This is a genomic window from Sphingobium salicis subsp. salicis (assembly GCF_049472635.1).
In the GTDB taxonomy this organism is placed as follows: domain Bacteria; phylum Pseudomonadota; class Alphaproteobacteria; order Sphingomonadales; family Sphingomonadaceae; genus Sphingobium; species Sphingobium yanoikuyae_A.
The window spans coordinates 1,902,763-1,927,335 of sequence record NZ_JAYRCS010000001.1 but is presented as its reverse complement, the minus strand read 5'-3'; the positions used below and the strand labels follow the sequence as shown (position 1 = coordinate 1,927,335).

Below are 24,573 nucleotides of genomic sequence, written 5' to 3'. Positions count from 1 at the left end.
CTCATGTCCCAGGCACTGCCCGACATTCAGGTTCCCGCTTCCAAGCTCTCGATCGCTCCTTCCAATGTCCGCAAGCGGACTGACCCCGTGGCCGATAGCGAACTCAAGGCCAGCATCCTCGCACGCGGCATCATCCAGAACCTCATTGGCCTGCCGGTGGCGCGCAAGAAGGGCGAATATCAGATCACCGCCGGCGGTCGCCGTCTCACGCAGCTCAAGGCACTGATCGATGAGGGCAAGCTGCCGGCCGATTACCCGGTGACGGTGAAGCTGCTGAGCAATCGGAACGATGCGGCAGAAATCAGCCTTGTTGAAAATTTCAATCGGCTCAACATGTTAGGTCATGTGTCCAGATTGTCCTTCGATAGAAAGAATAAGAGAATGGTGTGCTTGTTCCAGGCCGCCCGCAGCGCTTACCCGAAGAGCTGGCGGAGGGCGGCCTGGAACAAGCACTTGCGCGGCGGTTGTGGTATTGTCCCGCTTGCGATCGGGGGCGACGAGTCCGTCACACGGACGCCCTTGGGTTTATCGGCGCGCCTGAGCGCGCCGCACATTTAAGCATGGGGCAGAAACTGTCCTTTTGAGCGTAATCATGGGCTCTGAACGGCAATAGGCTGTCCTGCTATCGGGCGCGCACGACGCGCCACGGAGGACAGATGGCGCGTATCATCAGAGCGTTGCCGGGCTATGGCGACATCCCGGCGCACTTCCCGGTCATCGTCGATGATGGGATGGCGATTATCGAGCCTGCGTTCGCGTATCTGCACGAACTGGCGACCATCCCGGGCCGCAGCCACGCGGCCGAGACGATCCGCACCTATAGCGAACATCTACACGACTGGCTCGATAGCCTGGAGCAATCCCGGATCGCCTGGGACGCGGTTGGCGAACGCGAGATAGCGGCGTGGCGCAACCGGATGCTGGAACGCCCGAGCCCGCACACGAAGCGGCCCTATGGGCGCTCGACGATCAACGATCGGGTCCGCACAGTCTGCCGCTTTTATGGCTGGGCGCATCAGCGGAGCTGGATCGTGGAGCTGCCGTTCCATTACATCGACGTGCGTGTGTCGCATCGGCGGCAGTCGATGCTCGCGCATCTCGATGCGCGTCCCGGCATCGTCGCGGCCAATGTGCTGACCGTCCCGGAGGCCGAGCGGCTGCCGCGCGCCCTGCGCGCCGATCAGCTTCGCCGGCTGTTCAGTGCGCTGGCGTCGCCTTACGATCTGATGGCAAGCTGGGCGCTGGTGACGGGAATGCGCCGCAAGGAGCTTTGCGCGCTGGAGCTGTTCCAGGTGCCGGAGATCGCCCACCTGGATGCCGATGAGCATCCGCTGGTCGGGATCGGGCTCAGCATCACCAAGGGCGGCTATCCGCGCACGGTCTATCCGCCGATCCGGTTGCTCGACGCCACGCATCGCTACATCGATGAGGTGCGCGGCCCGCTGATCCGGCGGCTGCGCCGCGCTGATCCATCATGGCATGCACCTTCGGCGCTTTTCCTGACGAGCCGGGGCAAGCCGGTCAGTCCAGTCCGGTTCACGGCTGCGATGAGCGCGGCGTTCAAGGCGGCCGGCGTGGTCGGGACCGGCCATTGGCTGCGGCACTGCTATGCGATGACGATGCTGGCGCAGCTCCAGCGGCAGGCGCGCATGACACCGGAAATCAACCCGCTCAAGGTGGTCCAGGTGCTGCTCGGACACAGGTCGATCGCCAGCACTGCCATCTATCTGCGCTGCGTGGAAATGCATGGTGCCGAACTGGAGGAGAGCATCGCCTGGCTTTACGGCGCGCTGATCGACGATGGCTAGGCGGGCACCGATCAACCGGCGCATGGTGACGCGGGAGGCGAGTGATACCATCGTCCTGTTCCGCGACGCCTGGGGCGAGGTGGACAAGCGGTTCGATCTGGGAAGGCTCGGGCTTCCGGGTGATGTGACGGTGCTGCTGGCCGAAGCGTTCCGGGGGCATCACGCTGGATCGAGCCCGGATACGCAGCGCGGCTGCTATCGTGCGCTGCGCCTGTTCGCGACGTTCGCGCGAGAGGAGGATGCGGTGGCTGGCGCGGCCGACCTCACCTCCACACTGGTCGGGCGCTATATGGACTGGCTCAACCGACAGCCAGGCCCGGATGGCAAGGGCTGGACCGCACCTTCGAAAGCCAATGCGCTGGCGGTGCTGCGCTATCTGGTCGACTGGACCAAGCGGCACGCGCCTGATCGTCTGCCGAGCCGGATCGACTTCCCTTACAATCCCTGGCCCAATCGGTCGCCGACGCCGCGACCCAAGCTCAGCGAGGCGGTGCTCAAAAGCATCCTTCAGGCAGCTTATGAGGAGATCGACGAAGCCTGGGACCGGTTCGAGACCGGGCAACGCATCCTCGCCACGCGCGGCGCGGTGCCCGGTGTTGATGCGCGAACGTGCCGGTTCGTGCGCACAATAGCGCGCGTCGGCAATGGCGTGGTGACGGCAGCGAGCAAGGTCCCCTATGGCGTCTCCACGCTGAGCACGCGTGGCGGGCTGCGGCATCTGTCCGGTTATCTCCATCTGACACTGGAGTATCTTCCGGCCTTCTTCCTCGGGCTCGCGGTTCAGACCGCCGGTAATCCCGACCCATTGCGGCGTCTGCGACGCGACTGCCAGAGCTCGCATCCGCTCGACGAGCATCGGGTGATGATCGACTGGGGCAAGCCGCGTGCTGGTGCGAAGGTGAAGCGGGCGCAGCGCCGTTCGTTCGACCGTCGGCGACCCTATGCGGCGCCCAATCTGATCGATCGGCTGATCGCCATGACCGCGACGCTTGCAAGCCAGGCCCGCGTGCAGGAGCGTGACTTGTTGTTCCTGATGAAGAGCGAGAAGCTCGGCACGGTGCGCCTCGTATCGATGAGCACGCTGGGCAAAGGCATCAAGAAGTTTATCGACCGCGCCAATGACCGGATCGCGATCTGGAACCGGGCCGCACCCGAACGATGGCGCGAACCGCTTCCCGACTTTGCGGCGGCGTTCCTGCGCGGCAGCGCGGCGACCCAGGTCTATACCGCGAGCCAAGGCGATCTGATCGCGGCGCAGGCGCTACTCAACCATGCGCGCATCGACACGACCGAACGCTATGTGCGTGGGCCGGAGGCGGCGCGCATCCAGGCTGAGACGATCGCCCGCGCGCAGGCGCTGATGATCGGATGGGTGATGGGGGAAAATACCGTCTCTCAAGCGCCGCCGGCGGCAATGCCCGCGAGCGTGCCGTTCGGGCATGACTGCCTCAATCTGCTCGGTGGCGACAGGCAGGGCAGGCCCTGTTCTCGGCTCGGGGCGTGTCTGCGCTGTCCGGGCCTGGTGATCCCGCTGGATGCCGAGCATCTGGCGCGCATCCTCCAGGCGATCGCAGTACTGGAGGAAGCACGGACACGGATCGATCCGACGCGCTGGGCACTGATCTACGCCGAGAGCCATCGCATCCTCACGGGCGATATCCTCCCCGACTTCCCCGGCGAGTTGCACGATGCCGCGCGGGCGATCATGGCGGGGCTGCCTGCCTTGCCGGTGCTGGAATGACCCTGTTGCTCGCCCAGGCGGCGGCGTTCGCGCCCGACATCGCGATATCGTCGCGCTCGCGCTTCAGCGACGACATATGGCACCTGGACGGCATCCGGCCCGGTTGTAGTCGGGGCGACTACTCGCTCGACTGGGGTTTTACGGTCGCAACAGGGCGGTTCACCGATCCTGAGCTACTGCTCTGGCTGGCGGCGGCAAAGACCCTGTTGTGGAGCGCGAAGGTCGATCCCCCGCCGGGGCGAAGGCACGTTCATGATGGCACGCTCATGAGACTGTTCAAGGGGCTTCGCCTCCTCATCCGCTGGATGGCAGATCAGGGCTATCGCCGGTTCGCCGACCTTGATCGCGGCGCAAGCGAGCGGTTCATGGCGGCGATGGCCGAGCGCCGAAACCCGAAGGGCGAACTGCTCAAGACGGGCACACTCCATCATTATCGCAGCCTGCTCATCCTGATCTATCTCCAAGGCGCGCGCTACTCGACGGTCGCCATCGGTGATCCGTTCCCGGGCACGACAGGCATGTTCAAAAGGAGTGATCGAGGTTGGCTGCCTTATACCCCCGACGCGATCGCGGTGCCGTTACTGTCGTCGGCGCTGCGGCTGATCGGACCGGCGGCCGATGATATCCTCGCCCTGCAAGGCGAGGCGCAGGCGGCCTATGATGCGGCGCTCGCATCCGGGCTCTCTCCCACCAAGGCCGGCTTCCGCGTCATCGACGCGATCGCGCCGTTCCGGTTCCAGGTGCTGCCTGGCGAGGAGGCCCCCTGGCATCGGGCGCCGGTGACGAGCACCAAGACCGTGCGCTACCTTGCCGACCGGCTCTACGATGCCTGCTTCGTGACGATCGCCTGGCTGGTCGGCGCCCGTCTCTCGGAGATCCTTGGGCTGGAAGCCGGATGCATCGAACGTCACCCTTCCGCTACGGGTGACGAGCGGTTCGCCTATCTTACGGGCCGCATCTTCAAGACCTCACGCGGCTATCATGGTGACGTCCACCGCTGGATCGCGCCCGAGCCGGTCGTGCGTGCGGTCGCAGTGATGGAGAAGCTGACCGATGGGCTGCGGCGCCGGTCGCGACGCGAGGAGTTGTTCCTGATCACATCGAGCACCGGCCTCATCGGTCCTGCCGTCGAGATCGACCTGCCGGCCACTTATACGATCATCCGTCGTCTCAATCTGCTGTTCGCACCGTTCATCGGCCTGCCGCTCCACGAGGGCAAGCCCTGGCACCTCAACACCCATCAGGGCCGCAAGACGTTCGCGCGGTTCGTCGGCAAGCGCGACCGCACCGGGCTCGCCGCGCTCCAGGCACATCTTGGCCATGTGACGCGCGCGATGACCGACAGCGGCTACGTCGGCACCGACTTCCAGCTCGACGAGTTGATCGACCGTCATGCCCAAGAGGAAACGCGAGCGGCGCTGGAGGAGATGCTGACCGCAACCGCGCTCGGCGGCAAGGCCGGGCGCGTCATTGCGGCACGATCCCGGTTCCGCGGCTGCACCCGGAATGGCGACGTGCAGGCATATGTGGACTTCCTCATGGCGGAAACCGACCTGCGGCTCGGCGTGTGCGACTGGGGTTACTGCGTCTATCGCCCCGAAACCTCGGCGTGCTTCGGCGGCGAGGCCGGCCCCAATCCGGTGCTCAGGACCGAGACCACTTGCTCGACCTGCGCCAACTTCGCGGTCACGCCCCGACATCGGTCCGTGTGGGAAATGCGCCGTGCCCGCAATCTGAAACTGCTCGAACAGCCGGTGCTCGATGCCGGCAGTCGTGCGCTTGCTGAGGCCAGGGTCGCCGAATGCGACCGTATCCTCACCCAGCTCGATGAGGGATGATCCAATGCCCAGGAAACCCGATCGTCATGAACAGCGTCGCCAGCAGACCCAGGTCCGGCTCAACGCTGCGTTCGAACGGCTGCGCAAAGGATGCCCGGTCCACCCGCTGCATCAGCGCGGCTATACGCTCACCGTCGCGACCCTCGCGCGCGAATCCGGGGTCGCGCGCAACACGATCTACACCAACCATCGTGATATCATCGACGACCTTCACGCCATCCTCGGCGATCCCATCAAGCCGGTGACGACCTGGCAGGACAAGCTCGACGAACTGCACGGCCTCATCCGCACCATGAAGCAAGAGCAGCGTCGCCTGGTTAGCGAGAACGCGCTGCTGTTGCAGCGCGCCCTCACAGCCGAAGCGGAAGCGCACCGCCACCAACGTCACAACGCTCGGCTGATCGCCGAGCGTGACACGGCGCTCCGCGCCGTGCCAGCGACCACCAAAGCTCGAAGGACAGTGTCACCCGACAACAAGACCAGAAACTGACGGATATCTGCCAAAAAATGCTTCGAAGGACAGTTGACACATGACCTAAGACATGTCGCCGGCAGAGGAATGCCGCGCGTTCCAGACGATCATGGAGACCGAGAAGAAGAGCCCGGCCGACGTTGCCATACGTTTTGGGCTCACCGAGCGTTTCGTGCTGGGGCGTCTGCGACTTGCTGGCCTTGCGGATCCCGTCTTTGACGCCCTCGCTGATGGGACCATTACGCTCGATGTGGCGAAGGCCTATGGCAGCATCACCGACACAGCCCGCCAGGCAGCCGTCTTCGAAGAACTTGCCGACGGCTACTACGCCACGAACTGCGCGGAAATCCGGCGCCGCCTGATCTCCGGCTTCTATCGCGGCAATGATCCCAAGGCCCTGCTCGTCGGGCGCGACGCCTACCTCGCCGCCGGTGGCAGGATCGACGGTGATCTCTTCTCCGACAATGCGAGCGAAAACTGGATCGACAGCGACATAGTCGAAACGCTGGCGCAGGAACGCCTGGAGGCAGCGGCCGCGGCGCTGAGATCACCGAGGGCTTTGGCGAACTGCGCGTCGTCTGCCACAGCCGTGTCCCGTACATGGAAACCATCGGCCTGGATCCAATCGAGGGTGAACCGGCGGAGCTAACTCCCGAGGAGGAAGAGCGGCAGCGCGCGATCGAGGTCGAGCTGGAGACAATTGCCGAGAATGCCGATGAAGATGGCTATTCCGACGAAGAGATCGAACGGATCGAGGGGCTGGAATCGGAATATCAGGGCCTGACTGAGCGCCCGCCGGTCCTCGGTGCCGACCAGAAGGCTACGTCGCTGGCCTATCTCGTGATCGGCGATGACGGCACCCCCCGGCTTCACGAACAAATCTACGCGATCCCGCAGCCTGAACCGGAGGTCGACGAGGATGCCGATACCCAATCCCAGGAGGAGGATGAGAGCGCCGATGAGCCGGTCGATGAGGCTTCCGGACGGTCGCCGATAAGCCAGAAGCTGGCAGAAGAATTGGCTCTCATGAAGACGGAAATCCTCCGGGTCCATGTCGCGAGCGATCCCCATTTTGCTCTCGACCTCGGCGCTTTCATCATGGCCGACGCGGCGGTTGCCTATCGCTACGACATGCCGAGCGATCTGCGCGCCACCGTGCCCAGTACCCGCGTCGGCAATTTCGAGAGCGACACGCCCGCCGCGGAAAGTTGGGATGAATTGCAGGCGGGCCTCGACCGCAGCTGGATCGATGCAGGCGGGATATGCGAACGGTACGACGCTTTCTGTGCGCTCGCCGATACGGCGCGGGCGGCCTGGCTTGGCTGGGCGGTTGCCAGAACCCTCCATGCGGTGCCCGCAGGTGACCGTTCGGCCATGCTCATCGACCACCTCGGGACCAAGCTCGACATCGATGTTGCGCAATGGTGGCGTCCGACCGCGCGACGCTATTTCGATCGGGTAGCCAAGCCAACGATCCTGGACCATTTCCACGAGGTTGGCGGGGCCGAACTGCGCAGCCGGTACAGCGGCTTGAAGAAGCATGATCTCGCGCTTTCTGCCGAAAAGCTCTTTGGCGGCCAAATCATCGTCGAGGCCGATATCAAGGATCGGGCGATGCAATGGCTACCGGACGCGATGCGCTTTGGTCCGCTTGAGGATCTCGCTCCCCCGGAAAGCGAGCCGCAGTCCCCCAACGGCGAGCCTGCGTCCGCTGATCAGCAGAGCGACTTGCCCGAAGCGGCCTGAACGATCGTGGGCGGGGCCGCATGCGAGCCTCGCCCAAATTTTCCGAACATCGAAGTCGGGCAGGCCCTGCCGTCCGACAATCTCGCCTGGAGCCGTTCGGCTACGGGCATCAGGAGCTTGCCATGACCTCAGATCATTTCGCCGCCGTTACCGCTGGCACCGGGCCGCACGATCAAAAAATCTGGACTCTCACTTCGGTCGCGAAGGACCTCTGCGAACTCATAGCGAGCGGTCAGCCGATCAGCCGGCACCGTCTCACCCGTCTGATGACCGCCTATTTCGGTGCTGGCGACGCGACGGGCGTCTGGTCGCTGCGCGAGGCGTTCGACGCGCTGGAGACAGCTCAGGCCTTGGCGCTCATGCGAGATCCGCTGAACGAGGCGTCGCCCGAAGCTGTCCTTGCTGACCTGCTGGCGCGATCCGAGCGGCTGCCAACCCAGTCGGTCCGATCGGAGCGCCAGGTCGACATGCAGCAATTTTCAACGCCGTTGCCACTGGCCTATCTCGTAGCACGCGCTGCCGTCATCGGGGCCGACGATCTGATCCTTGAACCCTCTGCTGGTACCGGGCTGCTGGCCATTTTTGCGCGACTGGCGGGCGCGGGCCTTTTCTTGAACGAACGCGATCCCGTGCGAGCCGGCCTTCTTGGGCAGGCCCTAGGTGCCGAAGTCAGCTGCTACGATGCCGAGTTCATCGACGACTTTTTACCTACAGCCGTGCGGCCCAATGTCGTGCTTATCAACCCACCTTTCGCCCGCAGCGAACAGCGGGGACGCGACGCGCATGCCGGTGCCCGGCATCTTCGCTCCGCCCTCGCGCGTCTGACGCCCGGCGGCCGATGCGTTGCGATCATGTCGCCGGCATTTGCCCATGATGGAAGCGGGGAGAAAGGCTACCGGGCTGTCGCTGACCTTGTCCCGCCGCGCGTGGAAATCACGATCCAGGGCAGGCCGTTTGCAAAGCATGGCACCAGCGTGTCGGTCCGTCTGATGATCTACGACAAGGGCTGGACCGGCGCGCAAGAACGGATTTGCGTGCCAGACATAAGAGCGGCCCTGCCGCATATTCTTTCGATGCCGCCAAGGCTGGGATCGCTCGATAGCGCGCAGCGTGAGCCGGCAGGAACGACTAAAGCACGGATCCCGGTGCGAATGCCTGTCAGAACCCATGCGCCGCTGATAGCGCTGCCTTCAACCACAATTGGACGCAAGCTCAGGCCGCGCGCTACCGCCGCGTTGGATACGACGGTAGAACCGCTCGCTTACGCTGTTCGCGAAACGCCGCGGTCCGCCGACGAGCAGATCGGCATCTATGTGCCCTGGCGTCTCTCGCGGATGGATATTCCGGGCGGAAAGCCGCATCCCGACCAGCTCGTCGAGTCGATCGCAATGTCCTCGATCCTTCCTCCCGCGCCGACCTATGTCCCGATGCTGCCCCGCTGCGCCGTCACCGCGATGTCGGACGCGCAGCTCGAAACCCTTGTCTACGCGGGACAGGCGTTCGAGCGCGATCTGCCCGGTCTCCACGCGCCCAATGAAGCTGGCACGATGCTTATGCCTGACAGTGCGGGGCGCGCCTATCGCATGGGCTTTTTCATCGGCGACGGCACTGGCGTCGGCAAAGGTCAGCAGGTCGCAGCCTGTATCCTGGACCAGTGGAGCCGCGGTCGCCGCAAGGCGATATGGATATCCAAGAGCTCGGCACTGATCGAGGATGCGCGCCGTGACTGGGCGGCGCTGGGCGGCCTGCCGATCGACATCCAGCCGCTGGACGCCATTCCATTCGGGGCGCCGATCTCGATGGAAAGCGGCATCATCTTTCTGACCTATGCGACGCTGCGGTCCCAGCGCCATGACACGGCCTCGCGCCTTTCGCAGCTGCTGGCTTGGCTCGAAGATGATTTCGAAGGCGTCATCTGCTTTGATGAAGCGCACGAAATGGCCAACGCCGCAGGCACCGAAACCAAGTTCGGCACCCAGAAGGGGTCGGAGCAGGGTCTGGCCGGCGTTCGCCTTCAGAACCTGCGCCCACGCGCCCGCGTCCTCTACATTTCGGCGACCGGCGCCACCGACCCCGCCAATCTTTGCTACGCGATCCGCCTGGGCCTTTGGGGGGCGGGCACGTCGTTCGATGATCGAGCCGCTTTCATGGGCGGCATCGAGAAGGGCGGGATCGCCGCGATGGAAATCGTCGCGCGCGATTTGAAAGCCCTTGGGCTCTACACGGCGCGCGCGCTGACATTCCGCGGCGTTGAATATGATCCCCTCGTTCATCCGCTGACCCCGGCCCAGATCGAGACTTACAACGCTTATGCCGATGGTTGGGCGATCTTATGCGCAGCTCGCCATAAGATCGCTTATCGCGAGGAAGCGGTAATGCGAAGGAACGCGGCGTAGGCGCGGGATTCCAGGGGTGCGGCACGAAGTTGCTGCGCATTATTTTGATTGCGAACCTCGGCGGTCTCTGGACCAGCTGAGGAGTCAATCATGCTGAAATTACACGACGAACTGATCGCCGAACTTTCGAATTTGCTCACGACGCAGAATTACAACCCGGTGGTCGTAGCGAACCATCGCCTCTACGCACGCGCGTTTCTCGATTATCTGGCCGAGTGCGATATCCAAGTCGCCACTGTGACGCCGGCGCAGGTTGCTCAATATTTTGCCTATGCAGCGCGGGACTTTGCGGCCGAGTATGGTCGGCTGCCCAGCGTGCGCTGGCATATGTTGCCGCGCACTGCGATCGCCAAGCTCCTTCGCCTTGCCCAAGGCAAATGGCCCCCTGAGGCGGAGCTGATCGGTCCGGATGCCGCAGTCCGACAGGCGATCTGCTGCGAGTACGAGGCATGGCTGCGCGAGGAGCGCGGCTTAGCAAATGCGACCATTGCGGCGCTTATGTGGGAGGCCCGAAACTTCCTGCGATGGCAGTTCGACCGCGGCGGTGCTGGCAGTCTCCAGACATTGAGCGTCGTGGATGTCGATCTCTACATGGACATGCGCGCGCCGGGCTTACGGCGAAAATCATTAGCCGATGTCGCTGAGCGTCTCCGCTCGGTGGTGCGCTATCTGCATCGAACGGGGCGCGTTCCGGCCGATCTCACGCCGCACATCATCGGCCCCATGCTCTATGTCTACGAAGATGTGCCCTCGACGCTGGACAACGAGCAAATCGTCGCAGTGCTGGCGACAACGAGGATGGACAAATCGCCGCGGGGACTACGCGATTATGCGATACTTCAGTTACTTGCCACATATGGGTTGCGCGAAGGTGAGATTTGCCGGCTTCGCCTCGAAGACGTGAACTGGCACGGGGAATTCCTGCGCATCCGCCATACCAAGACCAATGCGTACTCCTACCTGCCGCTATTGGTGCCTGTCGGTGAAGCCCTCCTTGGCTATCTCCGACTTGGGCGCCCGCAGGTCGAGGTCCGGGAAATCTTCATCCGAACCCTCGCGCCCTACATCGCAATGACAAACCTGTACGGTATGGTCCGCAGCCGGTTGGCGGCCGCAGGCGTCAAGCCGTCAGGAAAGCGGGGGCCGCATGTCTTCCGCCACGCGCGTGCGGTCGAAATGCTGCGGGCGTCTGTGCCGCAAAAACTGATCGGCGACCTGCTTGGGCATCGATCCACCGAATCCACCAATACCTACCTCAAGCTGGCGACAGATGATCTCCGAGCCGTGGCGCTCGATGTACCGGGAACGGAGGTGCTGTCATGAGCGCTTGGCACGATCCCGATCGCACCCTCGTCAATATCTTCCTGGAAAAATCGCAGTTCCGGTCGGGAAGCAGGCCAACGTATCGCTGGTTCCTTCGCAGCTTCGAGGATGCAGCCCGGTGTCATCCGGCGGTTGACCGGCAGATGCTCACCGCCTGGCTGAGAGACATGGAAAAGCGTTGGCGCTTGCGGACGCTGCTTAACCAGGTCTGCATCGTGGATCGCTTCCTCGACCACCTCGTGGAAATCGGGCGGATCGCCAACAACCCCATCGCGTTGTTGCGCAGTCAGTACAACGTCAAACAAAACAAGCCGATCTGGAGGGCGCTGGCTTCGCCCAATCCCGACGAGGCCTTGGCCGCGTTACGACGGCCGGTGCCCTTCGGCAGCGTACTGGGGGACTTCATGCGCGACCATGTCATGCTGATGCGCAGCAGGGGATATCAATATGAAGCGCAAGCTCACTGGCTGCTGCGGTTCGATCGGTTCCTTCAGGTCCATCCGGAGCTAGCAAAGAAACCACTTGAGGCAATGCTTACGAGTTGGGCGGCTGCCAAGCCGACCCGCAACCACGCGGCGGAATGCCAGAAGCTAGCGCGCATCCTGACCAAAGCGCGGTTCCGCCTTGATCCGACCATCCCACCGAAGCCGTTCAACATCCGGCCTGAGACGGAAATCAGGCGTGACCATAGGCGTCCGCATATCTTCAGCCCCGCTGACGTTCGGCGTATGCTCGATACCGCCCGGACTTATCCGTCGCCGGACGCTCCGCTGCGGCCGTTGACCCTCTACACCATGATAATGCTGGCCTATTGCGCCGGGCTACGGCGAAGCGAACTGGCATGGCTCGATCTTGGTGACGTGGACCTGCAAGCGGGCACGATCACGATCCGGGAAACGAAGTTCTACAAGACCAGGATATTGCCGCTATCCAACAGCGTCCTGGTTGAGCTGCACGCCTACATCGATGCAAGGCGGCGCGCCGGCGCGTCTCAGGACCTGCAATCAGGGCTGTTCTGGCATGCTCACTTTAATGGCCGCTACAGTCCCGAGGCGGTAACAACGATGATCACCAACGTCATGCGTCGTGCTGGGCTCAAACCTGCTTCGGGGCGAACGGGACCTCGTGTTCATGACCTGCGTCACTCGATGGTGGTGAATCGAATCCTCCAATGGTACCGATCCGGCATTAACCCGCAGGAAAAGCTGCACTTCCTATCAACTTACATGGGCCACCGGGATCTTCACTCCACGCTGGTCTACATCACCGTCACGCAGGAGCTGTTACAGGAAGCCAGTGAACGGTTCCGCGCGCTCGGCGCCCCGTGCCTCGGCATGGAGGTACGGCTATGAAGAAAGGCAATCCCTTGCCCGCGTTGTTGCGGGCGTTTTTCCAGGAGTGGCTGGCCGAGCAGCGCAGCGCGTCAATCCACACGATCCGCTCTTATCGCGACGCCTGGCGGCTGCTGCTTCGGTTCGTCGCGGAGCGAAAAGGCTGCGGGGTTGCGCGACTGATGCTCACCGACGTCTCGGCCGGCGAGGTGCGCGCGTTCCTTCATCATACCGAGCATGGCCGCAAGACCACGATCGGCACGCGGAACTGCCGACTGGCCGCCATCCGCAGCTTCTTCAGCTTCGTGGCGGACAAAAATCCGGAATACATCGCGCAGTGCTCAGAGGTACTGGCTGTACCGTTGAAGCGGGAGCCCACCCCCGCGCCGTATTACCTCGAGCCCGAGGAGGTCGAGGCCATACTCGCCCAGCCCGACCGATCGACACTCGAAGGGCTGCGCGACCATGTACTGCTCTCGTTCCTCTACAACAGTGGTGCGAGAATCCAGGAGGCGCTCGACCTCTGTCCCGGAGCAATCCGGTTCGATGCACCGAACTTCGTTCGTCTTTACGGCAAGGGGCGCAAGGAACGCATCTGCCCGCTCTGGCCAGAAACCGTGGCATTGCTCAGGAAGCTGCTGGAGCGACAGCCGCGTGCGCCCGATGAACGGATCTTCGTCAATCGATACGGTGAACCGCTCGGAGCCTCAGGCGTGCGGTTCAAGCTCAACGCTTACGTGGGACAAGCCGCGAAATCGACGCTGACCCTCCAGTCAAAACACGTTACGCCTCACAGCTTCCGGCACGCGACCGCCGTCCACCTCGTTGCCGCCGGGGTCGATATCACCGTCATCCGCAGTTGGCTCGGGCACGTCAGCCTCGATACGACCAATCACTATGCTCAGGCCAATCTGGAGACCAAACGCAAGGCGCTGGAACAGGTCTGCGCCCCGGCGGCGAGCAACGTGCCACCTTCGTGGAAGCGAGATGCCAGTCTGATGGAATGGCTCGACACCCTGTAGAATAATGTGAAGGACGTGGCGAAATGCTCCGCAGCGTCGCAGGCCTACGCCGCGTTCCTTCGCATTACCGCTTCCTCGCGATAAGCCGTCATCCACCGCAATCTCGATGAAGTGCTCGCGCTCACCAACATCGTCGACCGGATGGAGGACAAGGCGCTCAATGCCCAGGCCAAGGGCTCTGCGCTCTCGCGGTTTGAGAGCGCCAAGCAACGCTTCTTCGCGCAATTGCTGATCGCAATGAAAGTGCCCAGCCTGATCGATGCCGTGACCCGAGAGCTTGATGCAGGCAATCATGCGATTATCCAGCTTGTGACGACGGCCGAAGCCATGCTGGGGCGACGGCTCGCAAGTCTGTCTGCCGAGGAGCGCGCCAACCTCGATATCGAACTATCGCCTCGGGAGGCGATGATCGATTACCTCAAGACGGCCTTCCCAGTCCGCATGATGAAGATCATCACGGGGAGCGACGATGCAGAGCGCTCCGAACTGATGGTCGATGAGGCTGGCAACCCTGTCTTCTGCCAGGCGGCCCTCGCCATGCGTGACGAGATGATCGAGGCGCTTTGCGCCTTGCCGCCAATTGGCTCGGCGCTCGATGAAATCATCCGACATTTCGGCACCGAAGCCGTGGCGGAAGTGACCGGACGGACCCGACGGCTCATTGTTGACGCAAATGGCCGCCAGCGTGTCGAAAGCCGGAGCGGTCGAAGCAACATCGTTGAAGCCGAAGCCTTCATGTCTGGGGCCAAGCAGATACTGGTCTTCTCCGACGCCGGCGGCACGGGGCGGAGCTACCATGCCGATCGCAACTGCAAATCCGCGGACCGCCGGCGGATCCATTTCTTGCTGGAGCCTGGATGGCGCGCGGCAAACGCCATTCAGGGTCTTGGTCGCTCCAACCGCACCAATCAGGAGAGTGCGCCCGTCTTCAGGCCAGTGACCACGGATTGCCGGGGCGAGCGCCGCTTCATCAGCACCATTGCGCGGCGGCTCGACAGCCTTGGCGCCCTCACTCGCGGCCAGCGACAGACGGGCGGACAGAATATGTTCGACCCCTCGGACAATCTCGAAAGCGATTATGCCCGCGATGCGCTCATCCAGTGGTACCATCTTCTTTACCGCGGCAAGCTCACCAGCACGACCCTTGCCGCCTTCATCGACATGACGGGCCTGCGCCTCCTGGACAAGGAAAGCGGCGGTCTGCTCGATGATCTCCCGCCTATCCAGCGATGGCTCAATCGCCTGCTGGCTCTGCGGATCGCGATCCAGAATGCGATCTTCGAGGAATATATGGCGCTGATCCGGGCGCGCATCGATGCGGCGCGTGAGGCCGGGACGCTCGATGTCGGCGTCGAAACCATGCAGGCAGAGCGGATGGCCCTCCTCGACGAGCAGGTACTGCGGCGTGATCCTGTGACGGGCGCCGAAACACGGCTTAGTCGGATCGAACTGCATTTTCGCAAGCGTGCCCTCAGCCTCTTGCGGCTGGAGCGTGATTATGGCGGTGTCGAAGCTATTCGGCTGCGCAACGGTCGGTCGGGTCGCGTTGCACTCCGGGTGCCAAGCTGGAGCAGTATGGACAATGATGGCAATGCGATCGCCATGTGGCAGCTTGTTCGTCCAACCGGCCGCGACCGCATCCGCGATACCGCCCTACAGGAGAGCCTCTGGTCTCCTGTCGATAAGGAGGAATTCGAACGCCTCTGGGACACAGAGGTCGAAGAGACCCGATCAAAGCTCGACGTTGAAACGATCAGCATGGCAACCGGCCTCCTGCTTCCGGTCTGGGATCGCCTTCCTGATGACGATATGCGGGTCTGGCGGGTTACTGACGCGGAAGGCAACTCGCTGCTCGGACGCATCATTTCGCCCTATGGACTGGAGAAACTCGCCCGTTCCTTCGGTGTCGACATGTCCACTGTGCTGAGCCCGGCGGAGATGATCGCTGGCGCCAGAGGGAGGCAAGGGGTTCCGATCGTCGGCATGGATACTGCACGACTGGTGCAGGTCCATATGAACGATGCGCGACGGCTCGAAATTCGTGATTTTCCCGCCGCACGGCGGGATTGGCTGAAGTCGATCGGCTGCTTCACCGAGATCATCAATTACAAGACGAGGCTGTTCGTGCCCACTGACCGTGCCGAGGCCATCCTCGACCAGATCGTCCGCACCGGCGAGCAATGGAGCCGGCTTGCTGGCGTGAAGGCGGCCTGAGGCAGCGCCGACCAGTCAGGCGAGCAGAAGGGAAGGGGGGTGGGGAAGGGCGGCGGCGAAGCGCGGTTGGAAGCTGCGCGGGATCGCCAACTTTCCCACCTTCGGAGGCATTCATGAACGCCCTATCTTCTGCCCCGCGCCAGCAGGCGCAGCCTTATCGCGTCGATATATCCCGCGGGACCGTTGTTTCTCGCGTTTCGTCCGAATGGTTCAATCGCCCCCAGGATGAGCGCTATCTCTCGCTGAACGATCTCTACGCCAGCGTGCGCTCGCGCGCGGAACGGGCGACGACGCGGATCATCGAGAGCCGGACGGTGCGGGTCGAGGCCCGTAGCGACCAGCCCGAACGGCTTTCGCTCCTTCTTCCCGGTGACAGCGCACCGGTTGCACCCACCAACTGGTCGTTCGGGCAGCTGTGCAGCCTGGTTGGCGCCCCGGCCTCCTATCTGCGGCAACTTCCCGCCGCGCTTGCCGGCATCAACCTCCAGCATGGCCTCATCCGCCATCCGGCCGAGCATGTGAAGCTGCTCCAGACGCACGATGGCCGGGCCGAACTGCGGGCGGTCACCGGACCGGATTATGGTCGCATCTGGGATCATGAACTGGTCGCCGCGGTGATGAAGATCGCGGGCAATGGCACGGGCGACACAAGATGGAAGGTGCCGGGCGTGCTCGATTGGGGATCGATGACCTACAACCCCTGTGTCGATGTGACGAGCGACACGACAACGCTTTATGCTTCGGACAGGGATGTGTTCCTATTCCTGGTTGACGATCTCAACCCGATCGAGGCCGGCCGACTGCCCAATGGGGAGCCGGATCTCTATTTTCGCGGATTTTATTGCTGGAACTCAGAGGTTGGCAGCAAGTCACTGGGAATAGCCACTTTCTACCTCCGTGCCGTATGTCAGAACCGCAATTTATGGGGCGTCGAAAACTTCCAGGAAGTGAATATCCGGCACTCCAAGTTCGCGGCGAACCGCTTCGCGCATGAGGCAGCACCAGCGCTCGCGCACTTCGCCGATAGTTCGCCGCGCTCGTTCATCGACGGGATATCGGCGGCGCGATCAGCCATCGTCGCGCGCAAGGACGAGGATCGGGAAAGCTTCCTGCGCAAGGAAGGCTTTTCCAAGGCAGAGACCGCCAAGGTCATCGCGACGGTTCTGGCTGAAGAGGGGCATCCTCCGGCTTCGGTTTATGATTTCGTCCAGGGGATCACCGCGCTTGCACGCAGCCGCCCGCATCAGGACGGACGCCTGGAGCTCGAAGGCAAGGCCCGCAAGCTGCTCGAACGCGCTCGCTGAGCGAGCCGGCACCACCCGACCAAAATTCAAGGAGATTTGTCATGGCTCACATGACCACGACGCTGCGCGCCTATCGGATCGATGTCGAATTCTTTAGTGGAGGCGACCTGTTCGCTTCCGATGTCATTTCATTCGAGATCGAGGACGGGGCTGACGTCTGGACCGCGGCCTATCTCGCCGCGGAGGGTTCGACCTATTTCGACCTGCGGATTCCTGATCTTTCGTACAGCTTCAGCTTCGTTCCGAGTTTTCCCGACGATCCCGATCCAACATCGCCTGCCGGTGGCCTCAAACCTGTCTGCAGGGACTGCGGTTGCGACATGCTCGTTCGCGACGCCAGCGCAAGATGGGACATTCAGCGGCAGGCCTGGGCGATCTCCGGCGTCTATGACTGCACCTTCTGCGACCTCTGCAATGCGGAAAGCGATGATCTGGCTCGATGGGTGCCGGCGGGTGATCTCACACCCTTAGATCGCTTCAGCGCCGCCCTAGCAGACGCGCTGTCCTCTCCGGAACTCGCTTTCGACACCTTATTCCAGCTGTTCTGCGTCGATCACGCGCTCACCCACACGGTCGAAGACGCTCGCGCCGAATGGGTCGAAGCCGTTGGGCCGCGATTATCGGCGGACAGCGTAGACCGCCGTCCCGGTACAGGAGGTGATCATGCCTAGTCCGATGCCCGATGCGGCATATGTGCATCGCTTCAACGCGCGCCTTGTGAACTCGGCGCGCGTCGCATTGATACGCCTCGACGCCCATTCTGGGATGCTAGAGCTGAGGGGCGAAGAGGGGAACTTCCTCGACCTCATATCGCGCGACGCATCACGGGACATGGCCAGGACCGCATTCGGCCTCTACGCGCGTGGCTTCAGCCTCGGTGTCCAAGGGCGCGCGCGGCCATGGTAGACAGCATCGGATGGCCCTCAACCTCCTGGACATATGACGGAACAAGGCGGGCTAACATGTATTAATGTGCTGCCTGAGCCTGACTTCGTTGGGTAAAAGATGGCGAGCGATTACTGTTTAGAGACCGTCATGCAGAACATCTCCGCCCCAGATATTTTAATGCGAAAGCTTACCACTCACTCGCATTTATCGAATGCAGAATCGGTAGCAATTTCAGCGCTGTCCTTGCGGGTCATGAACTATGAACGCGGCTCATTTATCTCCCGGCAAACAGATTTCGCTAAGAACGCCTTCGTGATGCTGACAGGCATCGCGTGCCAGCAGCAGACGACGAGGGCTGGCACCCGCCAGATTTTGAGTGTGTATCTGTCGGGCGACGTCGCTAACGTAGATCCCGGCTTTGCTGAGGAAATGCGGGATGTCATCGCTATAACGCCAGTCATGGTAGCGCTGATTCCTCTCGATGCGCTGGACCAGATATTTATTGAATTTCCTAATGTTGGAGCCGCCTTTCGCCGAGAGGCAGCAGCTGAGCTAGCTCTGCTGCAATCGCGCCTGGTAAGTCTTGGACGATGTAATGCGAGGCAGCGTATAGCTAGATTTGCCTGCGAAATGGCTTCGCGACAAAGGGCGTCGGGTGCGAGCCAATCTCAATCCATTGAATGGCCTTGGACACAGGAGCAACTGGGAGATCTGACAGGGCTGACGGCGGTTCATGTCAACCGGATGCTGAAGAGTTTGCGGGAGGACGGCGTTCTCGCACTTTCCCGCGGTCGCCTTCAGATAACGGACTGGAACGCGATAGAGCTCGCAGCCGGACTGATTAGACATTCCCAGGATCAAAAAACGACCCGCACTTCACAAATGCCTGGCCGTTCTATTTCTTCGGCTGCCGCGGCCTGCTAAGAATCGATCCATATGAATAGGACGAATTGGTTTCGATGGGGTCGGCTGTCACCCTTCGATCATTGCCCTGATCCGCGTTGCGAGCGCTTCCATCGCGAATGGCTTGGTTATCATTTCCATTCCTGGTTCAAGGAAACCAGAGGCAAGAGCCGCATTTTCCGCGTAGCCAGTCATGAAGAGAATTTTGAGCTCAGGGCGCAGATCGCGCGCGGCATCAGCAACCTGTCGCCCATTCAGGCCTGGCAGCCCGATATCGGTCACCAGCAAGTCAATCCTACGTCTGGACTGAAGGATTTCGAGGCCCTTTGGCCCATCCGCAGCCTCCAGCGCCTGGTAGCCCAGTTCCTTAAGCTCTTCGACGATCAGCCCGCGGACGATCGGTTCGTCTTCGACGACAAGGACGACCTCGCCGGCGTCAGCCATGTGCGCGTCGGTTAGCTGAGGCGCGCGCTCATCCGTTTCCTCGGTGCCGCGGAAGCGGGGCAGGTAGAGCTTGAACGTCGTGCCCTTTGCGACCTCGCTGTAGATTTTTGCGTAGCCTTCAGACTGTTGCGCAAAACCGTAGATCATCGATAGACCAAGACCGGTGCCCTGACCGATCGGCTTGGTCGTGAAGAAGGGCTCGAATGCTTTGGCAATGGTGTCAGCATCCATGCCCACGCCGGTGTCGGTCACGCAGATGCAGACATACTGGCCCGGATTCACCCCCCGCTGGCGCGCAGCGTAGGCGCTATCGAGATGGGCGTTGCAGGTCTCGACCGTCAATTTGCCCCCATCTGGCATCGCGTCGCGAGCGTTGATCGCAAGATTGAGGATCGCGCTTTCAAGCTGATTGGGGTCGCATTTGGTAATCCACAATCCGCCGGCGAGAGCAAGCTCGAGCTCAATGCGCTCGCCCAGGGTCCGGCGCAGGAGATCCTCCATAGACGCTACGAGCCTATTGGCACGCACGGGCTTGGGATCGAGCGGCTGGCGCCTGGAGAAAGCTAACAGACGGTGGGTGAGGCCCGCTGCCCTGTTAGCGGCGTTAGACGCGCCGGCGATGTATCGATCGAGTTCGGTGACGCGCCCCTGCATCACGCGACGCTGTATAATTTCCAGATTCCCGGTGATGCCTTGCAGGATATTATTGAAGTCGTGGGCGATGCCACCAGTCAGTTGTCCGACCGCCTCCATCTTTTGCGACTGACGGAGCGCGGCTTCGGCGTCGGCCAGCGCGGCCGCGGCCTCTGCTGCCGCGGTTATGTCTCTGCCAAAGCCGTAGAAGGTGCCGCCCTCGGGCACAGTTGTCCATTTGATCAAGCGCTCATGACCGTCCTTGGCGCGCAACCGTGTCTGGTATTCGAGCATAGGCTGCCCGGCGGACAGCGTCCGCACCCGCTCGCCCCAAAAGGCTTCATCGTCGATCATGAAGTCTGTGCTGCGCTTGCCGAGCGTCTCTTCACGGGTCCAGCCGAGCGCCTTGGTCCAGGACGGGTTGACGTCGGTGATGTAACCCTGGCTGTCGGTGACCACCTTTAGGATAGGAGACAAGCTCCAGGTCCGATCCCGATCGCGCAGAAGTTGGCGCTCCTGCGTGATATCCCGCCCGACGGCGTGAATGCGGTCGGCATCTGGAACTGCAGTCCATGCGAGCAACCGATAATCGCCACCATTCGTGCGATAGCGGTTTTCAAAAGCGAGCGTGGTCACACCGCGAGAAAGCTTTTCCACCTCTTCCTGCGTGCTCCTGATGTCATCGGGATGGAGGAAATCTCCCAAATTCTTTCCGACCATTTCCTCTTCGGCCCATCCAAGGAGGCGCCGCGCTGAAGGATTGACCGCTGTGATGACTCCATCGAAAGTGCATACCAACATAAGGTCGCGAGATATCGACCAGAGGCGATCGCGATCTGCTGTACTCTCGGCCTGGCTGAGCTTTTGTTCGTGAATATCTGTGTTCGTACCAATCCACCGGATGATACCGCCGGCATCATCACAAATCGGTACCGCCCGCACCAAATGCCATCGATAGCTGTCGTCAGCCCCGCGGATGCGAAATTCCGTTTCATAAGGCTTCGCCGAGCTTAGTGAGGATCGCCATTGCTCGGCCGCCGCGGATACATCATCGGCATGGACGATTGCCGTCCAGCCATTCCCTATCAGGTCTCGCTCGGAAGCACCGCTATATTCCAACACCCGGTCATTAAACCAATCGAGATTCCCATCGGGGGTTGCCGTCCAGATATGGCTGGGAAGCGCCTGCGCGAAGGTCCGGAACTGCGCTTCGCTGGCACTGATCGCCGCCTCGGCCCGCATGCGATCGGTGACGTCGATGCCCGACACGAAGATGCCAGTAGTCTCGCCTTTTTCGTTTGCGACCGGTTGATAGACGAAATCGAGACGGCGTTCGAGCGAGGGATCGTCAGGTGACCCCTCAAGCCGAAATGGCGCTCCTGTGGCCTGGAACACTTCCCCGCTGGCATACACCTCGTCGAGAATGGCCACGAAATTTTGCTGCAAGGCTTCCGGCAGCACCTCGACGATCGGTCGGCCGATCACCTCTCTGCCGCCAACCAAGGCTTGATAGGCCGGGTTGGTCATCAGGAACCGATGCTCCGGGCCTTCCAGCAGGGCCATGAAGCTTGGACTATGCTCAGCCATTTGAAGCAGCTTGCGGCGCTCGTCAGCGATACGTTCATTCGCAAGCACGGCCTGCGTGGTCTCCAGGACGATGGCGATAACGCCCAGAACGGAACCATCATCGTCAAAAGCCGGGGAATACTCGATATCAGTCCAGAGGCGGCGGGGCGTGCCGTCGCGGATAAGGGTCAGCTCCTGATCCTTGTAGGAGAGTGTTCCCCCACCCTGATAGACCTCCCGCATCACGTTGGCGTTGAATTCGGCAACCTCGTGCCAACCTTGAAGGACATCACTTCCCAGCAGGCTAGGGTGCCGGTCGCCCGCAAACGCGCGATAAGCGTCATTATAGATCATGATGCCTTTAGGACCCCAGAGCGTGACGATCGGGGCTTGCGAGCGCAGCACGAACGCCAGATTCGCGCGCATCGCCGCAGGCCATGTTGCGATAGGGCCGATGCTGGTTTTGGCCCAATCGAAATCCGCGATGATGGCACCCATTTCACCGCCGCAAGCGAGAAATTCCAAAGCCTTATGATCGCCGCCTGAGTTCATAGATCTGACTTCTGCCCCCCAAATTCATCCATCAGGCTTTCGCGCCGTTTGACTTTCGCGCCACTCGCAGCGCGCGCGCGAGACCATCAGCGGTGTAGGGCTTGTGAAGCAAGTCGAAACCGTGCGTCCCTTCCGCCGCCAGGACATGACTATAACCGCTGGTAAGAACCACCGGCAGGTCGGAAAAGCGCGCGCGCAATATTTCGGCAAGCTCGATCCCCGACATGCCGGGCATGACAACATCGGTAAAGACGATATCGAAACGCTCGGGATCGGCTTCGATGAGAGCCAGAGCATCCTTGGCGCTCGACACCCAGATATTGCCATATCCCAGGTCGCCGACCAACTGGGCTGCAAATTCACCGACTAGCTGATTGTCCTCAACCAAAAGGACACAGCGCTCCTGGCCCGGTTGCGGCTCGGTCGGCGGAGATACGTCAACCGGCCGGCTCTGCGGCTTTTCCTGCGCATGGGGAAGATAGAGGATGAAGGTCGCGCCTTTGTCGATCTCGCTTTCGATACTGATTTCGCCTCCGGACTGCTTGGCAAATCCGAACACCTGGCTGAGCCCGAGGCCGGTGCCGTGTCCGACATCCTTGGTGGTGAAAAACGGTTCGAAGATCCGTGATATATCGGCCTTTGATATGCCACCGCCAGTATCCCTCACGAGGACCGCTATAAACTTGCCCTGGACCGCGGCATGGCCCCGTGTTGCGGGTATGCCGTCACGCTCCTCGACAACGATTTGCAACCGTCCTTCACCGCCCATTGCATCACGGGCATTCACGGCCATGTTTAGCATCGCGGTGTCGAACTGAACCGGATCTGCCTCTACCACACATGGCTGGCACCGGATGTCCAGTTCGAGCGTCACGCGTGAACCAGATACACTGCGAAGCATTTCCTCGTCCTTGCGAAGGCGCTCGGCGATATCGAAGGCTTCGGCCTGCAACGGTTGACGCCGGGCAAATGCTAGTAGCTGATTAGTAAGCTTTGCCGCCCGCTGCGCCGTTTCGGCGATCGCATTTACATATCGCTCGCGCTTGTCCTCCGGAAGGTTGGGTCGCTTCAGCAGGTCGATGCTGCCGAGAATAACTGTGAGGAGATTATTGAAGTCATGAGCCACGCCGCCCGTCAGCTGGCCGATAGCTTCCATCTTCTGGCTTTGGCGCAATGTCTCTTCGATGCGCTCACGCTCTGCAACTTCGGCCTGCAGGCTCCGCAGAGACTCTGCCAGCGCCTCACCCTGGTCCGTCACCGCATGTTCGAGTGAGAGGTTAAGTTTTTCGAGCGTAGCGCGCGCCTGAGCCTCATTCTCGACGTCGATGCATGTTGCAATCCAGCGAAGAATACGGCCGTCATCGTCGGTCTGTGGCAGCGCGCGACAGGAAAAGCATCGGTAGGTGCCATCCTGCGCCGCCACAGGGAAGGTTTGGTTGAACGCCGCCCCTGAACCAACCGCTTCCGACCAAGCCGCCTGGGTCTTGTCGCGATGATCCGGGTGAATCGCGTCCAGCCAACGATTGCCGAGCAAATCCTCGTCTCCGCGGCCGGTATATTCGCGATAGCGCTCGTTGATCTGAACGATATGCCCGTCCGTATCCGCCTGGAACACAAAGCCCGGTAGCGCATCGGTAAGAGTGGCAAGGCTGCGTTCAGCCTCGCGCTCGCGGGTGCGATCACGGACGATCTTCACAAACCCCGGTTCGCCTTGAAGCGGCATCATGAGACCCGAGCCCCAGAATCTCGACCCATCGGCGCGCATGTGGAAACGCTCGTCGAGCGCGCGACCCTCTTGCGCCGCACGGCTCATTTCATCTTCCGGCGATCCTGCGGCCTGATCTTCAGGGGTGAAGAAAATCCGCCCATGTTTACCTAACGCCTCTTCCGGCGACCACCCCAGTAGATTGGCCGCGCCGGGGTTCCAACTGGTTATGCGCCCATCGGCAGCGAGGGTAATAATGGCAAAATCTGTCGAGCTTTCGACAATACATTGGGCAAGAGACGGGTCGATCATCGTTCTGGTTGTTTCACTCGGCTTGAAGTAGATGCTGGCTGCGCCGCGAGCGTTCTAAGGCCCGCACGAACAACTTCGCTTGCGTTGGAATATAGTCCGGATGCGACCTGATCCGATATGAATCGGTCCAGCTCGCGGCTGAGCGAGATCGTGCGTATTTGGCGACCTGACATGCATACCCCCGGCATTGTATGACAATGCAATACACATAAAATGGCTGCGGGTTCCTCCTAAGCCGTCAATTACAACGGCGATCTGGGTATCGGTCGGATGCTCGATGCCGACGAATTTGGGGCGCGCCTCAGCCGGGGCGCAAACAGGTGGACTGTCAGGTGACGGAATACTGAAGTGGCGGACCGCTCTGGCGAGACAATG

Annotated in this window: 18 protein-coding genes; 15 read left to right on the top strand and 3 right to left on the bottom strand. The window is 61.7% G+C overall.

Features of this window, described 5'->3' with window-relative positions; all coding sequences use genetic code 11:
- The first annotated feature begins 3 nt into the window (after positions 1-3).
- The 15 genes from VHN57_RS09250 (at position 4) to VHN57_RS09180 (ending at position 19,007) form a co-directional block, all read left to right on the top strand.
- The gene (locus tag VHN57_RS09250) at positions 4-558 is read left to right on the top strand and encodes a ParB/Srx family N-terminal domain-containing protein (RefSeq protein ID WP_423283676.1); all 555 of its coding nucleotides are present in this window, start codon (positions 4-6) and stop codon (positions 556-558) included.
- Between the two features lie 98 nt (positions 559-656).
- A complete protein-coding gene (locus VHN57_RS09245; protein ID WP_063976798.1) occupies positions 657-1,808 on the top strand; it encodes a tyrosine-type recombinase/integrase in 1,152 nt (383 codons plus the stop codon).
- Complete coding sequence (locus tag VHN57_RS09240) at positions 1,801-3,549, top strand: site-specific integrase (protein WP_063976797.1); 1,749 nt, start codon at positions 1,801-1,803, stop codon at positions 3,547-3,549. The genes VHN57_RS09245 and VHN57_RS09240 overlap by 8 nt, the downstream gene beginning before the upstream one ends.
- Positions 3,546-5,387, top strand: a complete 1,842-nt coding sequence (locus VHN57_RS09235; protein WP_063976796.1) for a site-specific integrase — start codon at positions 3,546-3,548, stop codon at positions 5,385-5,387. The genes VHN57_RS09240 and VHN57_RS09235 overlap by 4 nt, the downstream gene beginning before the upstream one ends.
- 4 nt (positions 5,388-5,391) lie before the next feature.
- Complete coding sequence (locus VHN57_RS09230; RefSeq protein ID WP_063976795.1) at positions 5,392-5,877, top strand: hypothetical protein; 486 nt, start codon at positions 5,392-5,394, stop codon at positions 5,875-5,877.
- 52 nt (positions 5,878-5,929) lie between these two features.
- Entirely contained in the window at positions 5,930-6,508 is a 579-nt protein-coding gene (locus VHN57_RS09225) for a ParB/RepB/Spo0J family partition protein (RefSeq protein WP_423283673.1), read from the top strand.
- Positions 6,460-7,605: a hypothetical protein gene (locus tag VHN57_RS09220; RefSeq protein ID WP_375188862.1), complete on the top strand. Its 1,146-nt coding sequence runs from the start codon at positions 6,460-6,462 to the stop codon at positions 7,603-7,605. Before VHN57_RS09225 ends, VHN57_RS09220 begins: the two co-directional genes overlap by 49 nt.
- 122 nt (positions 7,606-7,727) lie before the next feature.
- The gene (locus VHN57_RS09215) at positions 7,728-10,001 is read left to right on the top strand and encodes a strawberry notch-like NTP hydrolase domain-containing protein (RefSeq protein ID WP_423283670.1); all 2,274 of its coding nucleotides are present in this window, start codon (positions 7,728-7,730) and stop codon (positions 9,999-10,001) included.
- 90 nt (positions 10,002-10,091) lie between these two features.
- Entirely contained in the window at positions 10,092-11,324 is a 1,233-nt protein-coding gene (locus tag VHN57_RS09210; RefSeq protein WP_036529393.1) for a site-specific integrase, read from the top strand.
- The gene (locus VHN57_RS09205) at positions 11,321-12,676 is read left to right on the top strand and encodes a tyrosine-type recombinase/integrase (protein WP_066212557.1); all 1,356 of its coding nucleotides are present in this window, start codon (positions 11,321-11,323) and stop codon (positions 12,674-12,676) included. Before VHN57_RS09210 ends, VHN57_RS09205 begins: the two co-directional genes overlap by 4 nt.
- Positions 12,673-13,677, top strand: coding sequence for a site-specific integrase (locus VHN57_RS09200; RefSeq protein ID WP_036529394.1), 1,005 nt, complete (start codon positions 12,673-12,675; stop codon positions 13,675-13,677). The genes VHN57_RS09205 and VHN57_RS09200 overlap by 4 nt, the downstream gene beginning before the upstream one ends.
- A gap of 111 nt (positions 13,678-13,788) precedes the next feature.
- Positions 13,789-15,891, top strand: a complete 2,103-nt coding sequence (locus VHN57_RS09195) for a strawberry notch C-terminal domain-containing protein (RefSeq protein WP_423283665.1) — start codon at positions 13,789-13,791, stop codon at positions 15,889-15,891.
- A gap of 113 nt (positions 15,892-16,004) precedes the next feature.
- The gene (locus VHN57_RS09190; protein ID WP_293921992.1) at positions 16,005-17,195 is read left to right on the top strand and encodes a DUF932 domain-containing protein; all 1,191 of its coding nucleotides are present in this window, start codon (positions 16,005-16,007) and stop codon (positions 17,193-17,195) included.
- 41 nt (positions 17,196-17,236) lie between these two features.
- A complete protein-coding gene (locus VHN57_RS09185; protein WP_293921994.1) occupies positions 17,237-17,866 on the top strand; it encodes a hypothetical protein in 630 nt (209 codons plus the stop codon).
- A gap of 364 nt (positions 17,867-18,230) precedes the next feature.
- Positions 18,231-19,007 (top strand): Crp/Fnr family transcriptional regulator, encoded by a 777-nt coding sequence (locus VHN57_RS09180; RefSeq protein ID WP_026109575.1) that lies wholly within the window; start codon positions 18,231-18,233, stop codon positions 19,005-19,007.
- A 48-nt stretch (positions 19,008-19,055) separates the two neighbouring features.
- Here the strand turns inward: VHN57_RS09180 and VHN57_RS09175 are convergent, their stop codons facing one another.
- From VHN57_RS09175 to VHN57_RS09165, 3 genes are read right to left on the bottom strand one after another with little or no spacing between them, the layout of a single operon-like run.
- Positions 19,056-22,181 carry a hybrid sensor histidine kinase/response regulator gene (locus tag VHN57_RS09175; RefSeq protein WP_026109576.1) on the bottom strand — a complete coding sequence of 1,042 codons (3,126 nt, stop codon included), beginning with the start codon at positions 22,179-22,181 and terminating at the stop codon, positions 19,056-19,058.
- Between the two features lie 31 nt (positions 22,182-22,212).
- Positions 22,213-24,198, bottom strand: coding sequence for a hybrid sensor histidine kinase/response regulator (locus VHN57_RS09170; RefSeq protein ID WP_038293050.1), 1,986 nt, complete (start codon positions 24,196-24,198; stop codon positions 22,213-22,215).
- Positions 24,195-24,371, bottom strand: coding sequence for a type II toxin-antitoxin system ParD family antitoxin (locus tag VHN57_RS09165; RefSeq protein ID WP_081600964.1), 177 nt, complete (start codon positions 24,369-24,371; stop codon positions 24,195-24,197). The genes VHN57_RS09170 and VHN57_RS09165 overlap by 4 nt, the downstream gene beginning before the upstream one ends.
- Positions 24,372-24,573 lie beyond the last annotated feature (202 nt).

What these genes read in the sequence shown, in the direction of transcription:
- VHN57_RS09245 (WP_063976798.1), top strand. Translation starts at nt 657, where the DNA reads ATGGCGCGTATCATCAGAGCGTTGCCGGGCTATGGCGACATCCCGGCG.
- VHN57_RS09250 (WP_423283676.1), top strand. Translation starts at nt 4, where the DNA reads ATGTCCCAGGCACTGCCCGACATTCAGGTTCCCGCTTCCAAGCTCTCG.
- VHN57_RS09200 (WP_036529394.1), top strand. Translation starts at nt 12,673, where the DNA reads ATGAAGAAAGGCAATCCCTTGCCCGCGTTGTTGCGGGCGTTTTTCCAG.
- VHN57_RS09240 (WP_063976797.1), top strand. Translation starts at nt 1,801, where the DNA reads ATGGCTAGGCGGGCACCGATCAACCGGCGCATGGTGACGCGGGAGGCG.
- VHN57_RS09215 (WP_423283670.1), top strand. Translation starts at nt 7,728, where the DNA reads ATGACCTCAGATCATTTCGCCGCCGTTACCGCTGGCACCGGGCCGCAC.
- VHN57_RS09170 (WP_038293050.1), bottom strand. Translation starts at nt 24,198, where the DNA reads ATGATCGACCCGTCTCTTGCCCAATGTATTGTCGAAAGCTCGACAGAT.
- VHN57_RS09205 (WP_066212557.1), top strand. Translation starts at nt 11,321, where the DNA reads ATGAGCGCTTGGCACGATCCCGATCGCACCCTCGTCAATATCTTCCTG.
- VHN57_RS09230 (WP_063976795.1), top strand. Translation starts at nt 5,392, where the DNA reads ATGCCCAGGAAACCCGATCGTCATGAACAGCGTCGCCAGCAGACCCAG.
- VHN57_RS09180 (WP_026109575.1), top strand. Translation starts at nt 18,231, where the DNA reads ATGCAGAACATCTCCGCCCCAGATATTTTAATGCGAAAGCTTACCACT.
- VHN57_RS09220 (WP_375188862.1), top strand. Translation starts at nt 6,460, where the DNA reads ATGGAAACCATCGGCCTGGATCCAATCGAGGGTGAACCGGCGGAGCTA.
- VHN57_RS09235 (WP_063976796.1), top strand. Translation starts at nt 3,546, where the DNA reads ATGACCCTGTTGCTCGCCCAGGCGGCGGCGTTCGCGCCCGACATCGCG.
- VHN57_RS09165 (WP_081600964.1), bottom strand. Translation starts at nt 24,371, where the DNA reads ATGTCAGGTCGCCAAATACGCACGATCTCGCTCAGCCGCGAGCTGGAC.
- VHN57_RS09225 (WP_423283673.1), top strand. Translation starts at nt 5,930, where the DNA reads ATGTCGCCGGCAGAGGAATGCCGCGCGTTCCAGACGATCATGGAGACC.
- VHN57_RS09210 (WP_036529393.1), top strand. Translation starts at nt 10,092, where the DNA reads ATGCTGAAATTACACGACGAACTGATCGCCGAACTTTCGAATTTGCTC.
- VHN57_RS09175 (WP_026109576.1), bottom strand. Translation starts at nt 22,181, where the DNA reads ATGAACTCAGGCGGCGATCATAAGGCTTTGGAATTTCTCGCTTGCGGC.
- VHN57_RS09190 (WP_293921992.1), top strand. Translation starts at nt 16,005, where the DNA reads ATGAACGCCCTATCTTCTGCCCCGCGCCAGCAGGCGCAGCCTTATCGC.
- VHN57_RS09185 (WP_293921994.1), top strand. Translation starts at nt 17,237, where the DNA reads ATGGCTCACATGACCACGACGCTGCGCGCCTATCGGATCGATGTCGAA.